This is a genomic window from Bacillus sp. GMa5/1 (genome assembly GCF_050172015.1).
Taxonomy (GTDB): domain Bacteria; phylum Bacillota; class Bacilli; order Bacillales; family Bacillaceae_G; genus Bacillus_A; species Bacillus_A cereus.
In genome coordinates this window covers 1-11216 of record NZ_JBNLYC010000135.1, presented here as the reverse complement: position 1 = coordinate 11216, position 11216 = coordinate 1, and the positions used below count along the sequence as shown (strand labels likewise).

The following is an 11216-nucleotide window of genomic DNA, read 5'->3' as shown; positions in this document are numbered from 1 at the left end:
AGTACGTTTTTGGTTAATACACGATGTAGAAAGTGATATAATTGCAAAATGCATGTATCATTTTCTAAAGAAGGAAAAATATATAATTAGGTGATAACTTCTATGAAACAAATTTGGCGTATTTATAAGACAGATTTACGGAATGTAGCCAAACATTGGGCTGCAATTGTTATTGTTTTAGGATTAATGATTTTACCATCGTTATATGCATGGTTTAACATTAAAGCTTCTTGGGATCCATATGGAAATACAAAAGAGGTTCCCATTGCAGTTTCTAACCAAGATGCAGGTTCTAATTTAAGAGGGAAAGATATTAATATCGGGAAAGAGATTGTAGACTCCCTTAAGAAAAACAAAAATCTTGGCTGGAAATTTGTAGATGAAAAACAAGCAATTTACGGAGTTGAGCGTGGGGATTATTATGCAAGTATTACGATTCCAAAAGACTTCTCTGAAAAAATCGCAACTGTTCTGGATGAAAATCCGAAAAAACCAGAACTGGATTACTATGTGAATGAAAAAGTAAACGCGATCGCACCGAAGATTACAGCAAAAGGTGCATCAGGTATTACAGAAGAAATTAGTAAAAACTTTGTAAAAACAGCAAACGGTGAGATTTTTAAAATTTTCAATGACCTTGGAATCGATTTAGAAACAAACTTACCAAGTATCGAAAAAGTAAAAGATCTTGTCTTTAAGCTAGAAGCGCAGTTCCCAGAAATGAATACACTTATGGATAAGGCGTTAGATGATGCAACTCGAGCAGAAGATGTTGTGAAAGTAGCGCAGAAAGATTTACCTGTTGTAGAGAGTGTAATAAATGATGGGCAGGAAGCGTTGGCGAATTTAGATAAGTTCTTTGCAAGACAAGATCAAACATTAAAAAATGCTCCAGGGACGATAAGAAATGATTTAGTGGCAGCAAAAGGCGTTATGGATAGTGCAGCTGCATTTACTGACTTTTTAATGAATCCAGGTGTAGAATTAAATATTCCTGATTTGTCTGGAATGAATGGATTACCTGAATTCCCAGCGAGACCAGATCTTTCTAAGTTGAATAGTGATGGGTATAAAGGGATAGCACAAAATATTAATCAAACAGTAAATAATGTTCTAAGCTCATCACGTGCAGGAACAGCTTATGCACAAAGTGTTATGGATGGATTGCAAAATGGAAGCGTTGATCCAGAGATAGCTAAGAAAAATATTTCGACTATATCTAATAATCTTCAAACGCATATTGACAATCTTTCTTATGTAATTGATGTTATGGCTCGTTTAGAGCAAGGGGCTCAAACTGAGTTTGGGCAAAATTTCTTTAAAACAAGAAAAGAGCATTTAACGGATATTAAGAATGGACAACAAGATTTAAATAATCGTTTTAAACGTTTAAACGATTTAATTAGCACAGGTCAGGAAGTTAAACAAGATGTGCGTGATGGAATTAATCAGAAATTAAATGAAACAAATGCTTTAATCGATCGAGCTGAAAAAGATTACAATGAAACGTTTGTAGCTGATTATAAAAAGGCAGTTAGCGCGGTAGATCAAGCTAAAGCTGATGCAAATCAAATATATGATAATGCAAAAGCAGATTATGATAAAGCAAAAAATAGCCTTGAAGGTGCAAAAGCAGATTTACAGAAAGCAAAAGAAGATGTACAAAATAGAGGTATTAACGGTTTAGATTCAACGAAAGTAGCTTTAAATAGCTTAAATGGTCAATTCCAATCTGGAATCGGTTTAATTGATGATATGATTCCAGTTCTAGAAAGTACAAATAAGGTTTTAGCGGATGTAAATAGTGATAAAAACCTTAATAATGGAATCGCAAAATTAAACAAAGCGAAAAGCAGCTTACAAAAAGGTGTAGAGGCAACGAATAAGGGAATTACACTTCTTAACAATGGCCAGAAACCTACAAAAGATGTAATTGAAAGTATTAACAACGCTGCGAAGGGCGGATCAGCTCAATTAACAGATGTATTATCGACGTATGATTCAGAAATTGTACCTAATTTCAATACAGCAATTGCTCGTACAAAAGAGATGTCGAAAAATACAACTCAAATTTTAAATGATGCAGACAAAAAGCTTCCAGATGTTAAAAAATTACTAGAAGATTCATCAAAAGGCTTAGTAGACGGGAAAAAGAAATTAGCAGATATTAAAGCTGAAATGCCGGAGACTGAGAAAAAGATTAAAGAATTAGCAGATAAAATTCGTGATTTTGAATCTGAAGAGGATTTAAAAGACATTATACGCTTATTGAAAAATGATGTTGAAAAGCAAAGTGATTACTTTGCGAATCCAGTAAATTTAAAAGAAAATAAATTATTTGCGATGCCGAACTACGGTTCAGCGATGTCACCATTCTATACAGTGCTTGCATTATGGGTAGGCGCATTATTAATGGTTTCATTATTAACGGTAGAAGTACACGAAGAGGGCGCGAATTATAAGAGCCATGAAATTTACTTCGGACGTTTATTAACATTCTTAACGATAGGTCTTTCACAAGCGTTTATCGTATCGATGGGAGATATATTCTTACTCGGTACGTACGTAGTCGATAAGTTCTGGTTTGTGTTATTTAGTTTATTTATTGGTGGAGTCTTCGTTTGTATCGTATACTCACTCGTTTCTATTTTCGGAAACGTTGGGAAATCGATGGCGATCATTTTACTTGTACTACAAGTAGCAGGGTCGGGCGGAACATTCCCAATCCAAATGACACCAGCGTTCTTCCAAGCAATTTATCCGTTCTTACCGTTCACATACGCAATTAGTGCAATTCGTGAAACTGTTGGCGGAATGCTATGGGATATCGTAACGCGAGATTTACTTGTGTTAAGTGCTTTCGTAGTAGTTATGATTGTTGCTGCGTTATTATTGAAAACACCAATTAACAAATCGAGTGAAAAATTCGTTGAGAATGCAAAAGGAAGTAAAATCATTCACTAAAATAAAAGGTTCCTACCGATAGAGGTAGGAACCTTTTTGTTTAATCAAATTTTAATTTTTTTAATGCTTCCGCGAATGGGTTATTTAATGGTTCTTCTTCTTTTTTCTGTTGTTTCATATATTTTTGAACGTCGCGTTTATCGGCTTTGTTTCCAGATTCTTTTTTACGTCGCTCTTGGAATGTTGATAATTTCTCGCGATAGCCACATTTACATGCGAAAATTTGGCCTGCACCCTCACCACGTAATTCTAGTTTCTTTTTACATTGCGGACAGCGAGCATTTGTTGTACGAGATACATTTTTACGATGACCACATTCACGGTCTTGGCAAACGAGCATTTTTCCTTTTTTGCCGTTTACTTCTAGCATTGGTTTACCGCAATCTGGACAAGACTTCGTTGAAATGTTGTCATGTTTATATTTTTTATCACTCGATTTAATTTCAGAAACAATTTCTTTCGTATAGTTCTTCATTTCCGAAATGAATACTTCTTTTTTCAATTTACCTTTTGCGATAGCCTCAAGTTTTTGTTCCCATTCACCAGTTAGTGTAGGAGATTTTAATTCTTCTGGTACTAAATCAAGTAACTGGCGACCTTTTGAAGTAATGTGAATATCTTTACCACGTTTTTCAATTAAGAATGAATTGAATAGCTTGTCGATAATGTCTGCACGTGTCGCTACAGTACCTAATCCACCAGTCGATTTTAACGTATCAGCAAGTTGTTTATTTTGCGTATCCATATATTTTGTAGGATTCTCCATTGCTGAAAGTAAGGTTGCTTCATTAAAGCGTGCAGGTGCTTTCGTTTGACCTGATGTTTGCATAATTAACTTTACAGTTAATGTATCGCCTTTTTCAATGTGAGGTAGAATCTGCTCTTTTACGTCATCAGTTACATCATCGTCTTCAAATCGATTTTCGTATACTTCCTTCCAACCAGCATGTAAAATCGTTTTTCCGCGTGCAATGAATGTTTCATTGCCGACCTTTGTGCGTAACGTTAGTTGTTCGTATTCGAATGCTGGGAATAAAACAGCTAAGAAACGTTTTACAACTAAATCATAAATTTTGCGTTCTTTATCTGTGAATGCTGCGAAGTTAACGTATCCTTCTGTTGGAATAATCGCATGATGATCGCTTACTTTACTATCATCAACAAATGATTTGTTAGGTTTGATAGGCTTTTGTAATACTTTATGTGCGAAGGGACGGTATTCTCCAACACCACATGCTTTTAGACGTTCTGGAAGTGTTCCGACGATATCAGATGAAATGTAGCGTGAATCTGTACGAGGGTACGTTAGTACTTTATGCTGTTCATACAATTTTTGCATAATATTTAATGTTTCTTTAGCAGAGTAACCGAACTTTTTATTTGCATCACGTTGCAATTCAGTTAAATCGTAAAGACCAGGAGAGAATGACTTCTTCTGTGTCTTATCAATTTCCACAACAGTAGCATTTTGTTTATCTAAACTTTTTACAATACCATCGATTTTTTCTTTATTAAAACTACGGCTATTGCCATTTGCATCTTGCCAAGTAAGTTTGAGCTTCTCCATTGTTTGAGCTTCGATGCCGTAGTAAGTTTGAGCTTTGAAGTTCTTTATCTCATCCTCACGACTAGCAATCATAGCAACAGTAGGGGTTTGTACACGGCCGCAATTTAACTGGGCATTAAAGCGAGTCGTTAAAGCACGAGTTGCATTAAGACCGATATACCAGTCAGCTTCTGAACGTGCAACTGCTGAAGCGTATAAATTGTCATAGGCTTTACCTGGTTTTAAATTTGCAAAACCATCTTTAATTGCTTTATCGGTTACAGAAGAAATCCATAAACGTTTGATTGGTTTATTTAGCTTAACTTTATCGATAATCCAGCGTGCGACTAATTCCCCTTCACGTCCAGCGTCTGTTGCTACAATAATTTCATTTACATCTTTTCTAAGTAGCTGACTTTTTACAGCATTAAATTGTTTACCAGTTTGTTTAATAACCGTTAATTTCAAACGCTCAGGTAGCATCGGTAAATCTTCTAAATTCCACTTTTTATATTTCACATCATAACTTTCTGGATCTGCTAATGTAACGAGATGACCTAAAGCCCAAGTTACAATATATTTACTACCCTCAAGATAGCCATTTCCTTTTTTATCGCACTTCAGTACACGAGCAATATCTCGTGCAACGGAAGGTTTTTCAGCGATTACAACGCTTTTTGACATATTAAAAACATCCTTTCAAATTTCCATAAGTTAAATATAGCATACATCTTCTTGAGATTCAGTTTCGCTCCATATTTGATCGGTTTTTAGTGGGATGAACAAAACACTCACTGATTAAAGTTTCACTTGATTATGTTTATTGTTATATAGGTTGCTTCTATATGAAATAGAAAAGTAAAGAACTTGTTATTTTAGTAGAATAAGAGTAGACTTTGAAGTAGATGAATAATAAGCACATGGGAGTTTGTGGATGCAAACTGAGAGTATGACTAGTCCGTCATTGACCATTTGAACCTGTTGGATAATGCCAGCGTAGGGAGAGTGTAAAAGCACATGTTCAGGCACTTTGCGTACGCGCAAAGTGTCTTTTTGTGTATCTCCCATCATTATAGTTAGGAGATGAAAAGGATGAATATGAAAGAAATTAGTAAAGTAGTGGATTTGGTGAGAGAATCTAATCCGCTCGTTCATAATATTACAAATGTTGTTGTAACAAATTTTACTGCTAACGGTTTGTTGGCACTTGGAGCATCGCCTGTAATGGCGTATGCAAAAGAAGAAGTAGCAGAAATGGCTAGCATTGCTGGAGCGTTAGTATTAAATATGGGGACACTTCGTCCTGAAGAAGTAGAAGCGATGTTACTCGCGGGTAAATCAGCAAATGCGAACAATGTGCCAGTACTATTTGACCCAGTTGGTGCAGGAGCAACTTCGTATCGAACAGAAGTTGCGAGACATATTCCAGCCGAAATAGATTTAGCAATTATCCGCGGAAATGCGGCTGAAATAGCAAATGTTATTAATGAGAAATGGGAAATTAAAGGGGTAGACGCTGGTACTGGAAATGGCAATGTTGTAAGTATTGCAAGGCAGGCAGCAGATGAACTAAATACAGTTGCGGTCATTACTGGAAAAGAAGATGTTGTTACAGATGGAGAGAGAACTATTGTTATTCGAAATGGTCACCCTATTTTAACGAAAGTTACGGGAACAGGTTGTTTACTAACTTCTGTAATAGGAGCATTTGTAGCAGTGGAAAAAGATTATGTAAAAGCAGCAGTAGCCGCATTAACGTTTTATGGTGTAGCTTCGGAACTGGCAGCTGCTAAGGCGGTAGAAAAAGGGCCTGGTAGTTTCCAAATTGAATTTTTAAATCAATTAGCAAATACAACTTCAGGTGATATTGAGAAGTATGGGAAGATTGTGGAGTTAGAGTAAGAGGGAGTGAAAGAAATGGCACGCATTGAAATAGATAAAATGTCTAAGCTATTGCAAGTGTATTTTATTATGGGAAGTAATAACTGCACGAGGGATCCTTTAGCTGTATTGAAAGAAGCGTTAGATGGTGGAGTGACAATTTTTCAGTTTCGCGAGAAGGGGGAAGGTTCTTTAATCGGAGAAGATAGAGTGCGCTTTGCAAAAGAATTGCAGACGCTTTGTAAGGAATATAGTGTTCCTTTCATTGTAAATGATGATGTAGAATTAGCCATTGAATTAGATGCAGATGGTGTTCATGTTGGACAAGATGATGAAGGAATTACATCTGTTCGTGAAAAAATGGGAGATAAAATTATCGGCGTATCTGCTCATACAATTGAAGAAGCACGTTTTGCAATCGAAAATGGAGCGGATTATTTAGGTGTTGGTCCTATTTTCCCAACGAGTACGAAAAAAGATACGAAAGCGGTTCAAGGAACGAAAGGATTAGCTTATTTTAGAGAACAAGGAATTACAGTACCAATCGTTGGTATTGGTGGGATTACAATTGAAAATACAGCGGCAGTTATAGAGGCGGGTGCGGACGGTGTTTCAGTTATTTCAGCAATTAGTTTAGCGGAATCTGCGTATGAAAGTACGAGAAAATTAGTTGAAGAAGTAAAGAGAAGTTTGTAGGGAAGGAAGTGTAGTATTTTAAGTGCTACATGAAGAAATAGACTGCCCAAAATTTAAACAAATATTTGATTAAAAAAGCACAAACCTTTTTAAATAAAGGTTTGTGCTTTTTCTTTAAAACATAATTGAAATTAAGAGCATTCCAATTCCGATAGAAGTAAATGTTGCAATTAGGCCCGGAATCATAAAACTATGATTTAATACGTATTTACCGATACCTGTTGTACCAGTACGGTCAAAGTTAATGGCAGCAACGATTGTTCCATAGTTTGGAATGAAGAAATATCCATTTACTGCAGGGAACATCGCAATCAGTAGCGCTGGTGGAATACCAAGAGATAGTCCAAGTGGCATTAAGGCACGAACTGTTGCTGCTTGGCTGTACAGTAAAATAGATAGAATGAATAGTGCGATAGCAAATAGCCAAGGTGCACTTGTTACTAAATGCTGAATCGATCCTTGAATCATATTTAAGTTTCCATTAAAGAAAGTATCTCCCATCCAAGCGATACCGAAAATAGCAACAACTGCGGTTGCTCCTGCTTTAAAGACGTTACCAGATACAATGCTTTCTACATTTGGTTTACAGAAAATAATAATAAGAGCCGCGATAGTTAACATAACCATCTCAATTGTGTTCGGCATGGAAAGACGGGCTAACTTCCCATCAACTATCCATCCTGGACGAAGTGCTTCAAATGAACCAAGAAGTACAACAAGGAAGGTTCCTACAAGGAAAAGGATAACTGATAATTTTGCGCCCTTTATACCTACAAATTCTTTTTTCTCTTCAAGCTTAGGAATCATTCCTTCTTTTAATCGTTTTAAGTATTCAGGGTCTTCACTTAATTCTTTTCCCATCTTACTAGCAACAAATGCTGCTAACATACAAGCAATGAAAGTGGAAGGAATACTCACTTTTAAAATATCTAATAAAGTGATTTTATAGTCAGCTAACATTGCTAAAAGAGCAACTGTGGCAGCTGAAATTGGACTAGCTGTAATTGCTTGTTGAGAAGCGATTACGGCAATCGACATTGGGCGTTCCGGTCTAATCCCTGATTCACGAGAGACTTCTGCAATAACAGGAAGTACAGAATAGGCAACGTGACCAGTACCTGCACATAGTGTGAATAAATAAGTAACAATTGGAGCAAAGAATGTAATGCGTTTTGGATTTTTTCGTAATGCCTTTTCAGCTAGATGAACAAGGTAGTCCATTCCTCCAGCGGCTTGCAAAGCACCAGCAGCTGTAATTACTGCCAAAATCATAAGCATTACATCGATAGGAGGCGCCGTTGGTTGTAAGTGGAAGACAAAAACGAGTATTGCCATACCAACTCCACCCATTACTCCTAAACCAACTCCGCCTAGGCGTGCACCAATAAAAATACAGAGTAACAAGGTAAGAAATTGTAGCCAAAACATGATAAACTACCTCCGAAATTCATTAGTTAAGATATATTCGAATAGTTTAATTTGAATGAAAATTAAATAAATACCCGAAGAAATCCTTGTTATTTATACATTTTTATTATATAACACAAAAAAAGTAACATTCACGTACTTTTTGAAATTATTTTGAAAAAGCAATGCGTTAAAAATTTGTATTTATATCTCTAAATAAGTAGACATTTTGATTTATATGTTGTAATCTTTGAAAGAGAATAAATTAATTCTCATAGAACTCCCATATCGTTCAACTCGTTCAGCGAGAAAGGCAAACTGATGGAAACATGAGGACGCAAAACTACAGGAGCTAAGGTCGAAAGGCTACGCTAGCCAGTTACCGGACGGATAGGGTTGGTCTTGGCCAATGCTTTTACATTGGCTTTTTTTTATTCTCGAACATATTGAGAAACATTTTCAAACAAAATATTCATATATTTTGTTTTTTTGTTTATGTTGATTAAGGAAGGTGGATATTAATGAAAAAATATTGGCATAAGTTATCGTTCCTTCAAAAGAACGTCTTATTAACCGTATTAGTTATTTTGACACTTGTTGGAAGTATGGGTGCATTAAGTTTCAACATGTTTCAAAATAGTATGATGTCTTTATTTGAAAGGCAGTCTATTGAAACAGGAGAAATAGTATTGAAAAAACTGGATGTAGAATTAGTTAGAGACATGGCGAAAGATCCTACAGCCGAAAAAGTGAAAAAAGAAAAGTTAACAGAGAAATTAGATGAAGTATCAAAAGAATTGAAAAGCGTTGGACAAACGTATGTTACAGGAGCAAAGCCGAATGAAAAGCGAGAATTACAACTCGTTGGTTTGACTACAGAGTTAACAAATGCGTTCCCTATAAAGCCGGGAGATTATTATGAACAACCCGCTCATTGGATGAAGGCATACGATAAAGTGATTGATACGAAAAAGGCTCAAATGACAGAAGTATATGAAGATGAAATAGGTTCGTGGGTGACAATATTAGAACCAATTACAGATGGAGAAAACAATATTGTTGCAATTATTGCGGCTGACTTAGATGCTTCCATTGTTCCTATTACAAAAGAGAAGTTTATGATACAGGGCTTACTCTTCATTATTATTTCATTAGCAATTGCGACTATTACTCAATTCTTTATCGTGCGTCACTCGCTAGCTCCATTAAAAGATTTACGAGAAGGGTTACGTAAAATAGGTGAAGGTGACTTAAGTATTAAATTAAAAGAAAGACCAGATGATATTGGAATTATTAATGTTTATTTCAATAACACGATTGAAAAATTTAAAGGGATTATAGATAAAGTAAGGCAAACTGCTGAGCAAGTTTCTTCTTCTTCACAAGAATTGTCGGCGAGTACAGAGGAAAACAGCATGGCAGTTCAAGAGATTGCAAGTTCTATTGAAGGTTTAAGAGTAGGGGCACAGTCTCAAAAAACTTCAGTACAACAATGTTTAGGAATTGTACATGGAATGGAAGATAAGGTAGAAGAAATAACTGGGGCTGCAAAACAAGTTGCGGTTGCTTCTGAAGGTATGGAACAACATTCAATTGAAGGTAATGAAGTGATTGGACAAATTATTAATCAAATGAGTTTAATCCAAAATGCAGTACAAGATTTATCTTCCATCATTTATTCGTTAGAAACAAGGTCAAAAGAAATTAGTGATATCGTAACTGTAATTACAGGTATTTCAAATCAAACAAATTTATTAGCTTTAAATGCTTCTATTGAGGCTTCACGTGCTGGAGCAGCTGGAAGAGGGTTTGCAGTTGTTGCTGATGAAGTACGAAAATTAGCAGAACAAACGGAAGCGTCTGCAAAAGATATAGCGAAATTAATTGGTGAAACACAAGCTGAGACAGAAGATGCTGTAGTTTCCATGCAAAAAGGTTCAAAAGAAGTAGAAACTGGAATTTCGCTTGTTCAAAGTAGTGGAGATTTCTTTGAAAAAATCTCAAAATCAGCGCAATCTGTTACAGATCAAGTAAAAGCTGTTTCCGGTAATTCGAGTGACATTTTACAAAATAGCCAGAATATTGTTCAAGTCGTAAATGAATTATCACATATTGCAAATACTTATGCCAACAGCAGTAGTAATGTTGAAGAAAGCATGAAAGAGCAAGAAATATCAGTACAAGATATTGCAGAATTAGCGACTTCTTTAAGTTGGCTTTCTCAGGAATTACAAGAGCTTATTGGTGAGTTTAAAAGCGAATAAGGAGAAAGTTCAATTCTAATCAAGGGGGTATCTCCGCTACTGATTATGAATTGAACGAATCTGCCCTTTAATAAGGGATGAAAAAGGTGTGAATTTTCACACCTTTATTATATTTAAGAGAGGAATTTACATAAATATGAAATTAGCAATTTCTTATAATGAGATGGTAAAAGAATTTTTAGGAAAAGTAGAAGGAAGTATTAAAATACCTAAAGATGTGCAAGGAACAGAACTTAGGATAAAAAGGAAAACGGAACTGTTTTCAAATTTGACTCACATTGTAGATTTAATAGGAGCGACTGCAACGTGGTTATATCATATTTCTAAAGAAAAACATATTGTCGTGCTTTATCATGTAAGAGGAAATTTATTTCCAATTACTATTGAAGTTTCTAATTTTCTCTCCTATGAAAGTTTAAATTTACAAATTGAAGAGCAACTGGAGCAAATTAAAGAAA

Annotated in this window: 7 protein-coding genes and 2 riboswitches; of the genes, 5 read left to right on the top strand and 2 right to left on the bottom strand. The window is 35.5% G+C overall.

Annotation, left to right across the window (positions count from 1 at the left end):
• The first annotated feature begins 102 nt into the window (after positions 1-102).
• On the top strand, positions 103-2964 hold the full coding sequence (locus ACQGSG_RS22385) for a YhgE/Pip domain-containing protein (protein ID WP_000810078.1): 2862 nt from the start codon (positions 103-105) through the stop codon (positions 2962-2964).
• A gap of 40 nt (positions 2965-3004) precedes the next feature.
• Here the strand turns inward: ACQGSG_RS22385 and topB are convergent, their stop codons facing one another.
• Positions 3005-5194 (bottom strand): DNA topoisomerase III, encoded by a 2190-nt coding sequence (gene topB, locus ACQGSG_RS22380; protein WP_325842805.1) that lies wholly within the window; start codon positions 5192-5194, stop codon positions 3005-3007.
• Between the two features lie 226 nt (positions 5195-5420).
• Positions 5421-5530: riboswitch (TPP riboswitch) on the top strand.
• A 72-nt stretch (positions 5531-5602) separates the two neighbouring features.
• On the opposite strand from topB, the gene thiM reads away from it, so the two are divergent.
• The gene (gene thiM, locus ACQGSG_RS22375) at positions 5603-6412 is read left to right on the top strand and encodes a hydroxyethylthiazole kinase (RefSeq protein WP_001056095.1); all 810 of its coding nucleotides are present in this window, start codon (positions 5603-5605) and stop codon (positions 6410-6412) included.
• Positions 6413-6427: 15 nt separating this feature from the next.
• Complete coding sequence (gene thiE / locus ACQGSG_RS22370; RefSeq protein ID WP_000090961.1) at positions 6428-7087, top strand: thiamine phosphate synthase; 660 nt, start codon at positions 6428-6430, stop codon at positions 7085-7087.
• 114 nt (positions 7088-7201) lie between these two features.
• On the opposite strand, the gene ACQGSG_RS22365 is transcribed toward thiE, so the two are convergent.
• Positions 7202-8515: an anaerobic C4-dicarboxylate transporter family protein gene (locus ACQGSG_RS22365; protein WP_000498709.1), complete on the bottom strand. Its 1314-nt coding sequence runs from the start codon at positions 8513-8515 to the stop codon at positions 7202-7204.
• Between the two features lie 281 nt (positions 8516-8796).
• Positions 8797-8881: riboswitch (cyclic di-GMP riboswitch) on the top strand.
• Positions 8882-9015: 134 nt separating this feature from the next.
• On the opposite strand from ACQGSG_RS22365, the gene ACQGSG_RS22360 reads away from it, so the two are divergent.
• Together ACQGSG_RS22360 and ACQGSG_RS22355 are read left to right on the top strand one after the other, a co-directional pair.
• Positions 9016-10758: a methyl-accepting chemotaxis protein gene (locus tag ACQGSG_RS22360; RefSeq protein ID WP_000761081.1), complete on the top strand. Its 1743-nt coding sequence runs from the start codon at positions 9016-9018 to the stop codon at positions 10756-10758.
• A gap of 136 nt (positions 10759-10894) precedes the next feature.
• The coding region (locus ACQGSG_RS22355; protein ID WP_426948032.1) for a hypothetical protein at positions 10895-11216 on the top strand (322 nt) is incomplete at its 3' end.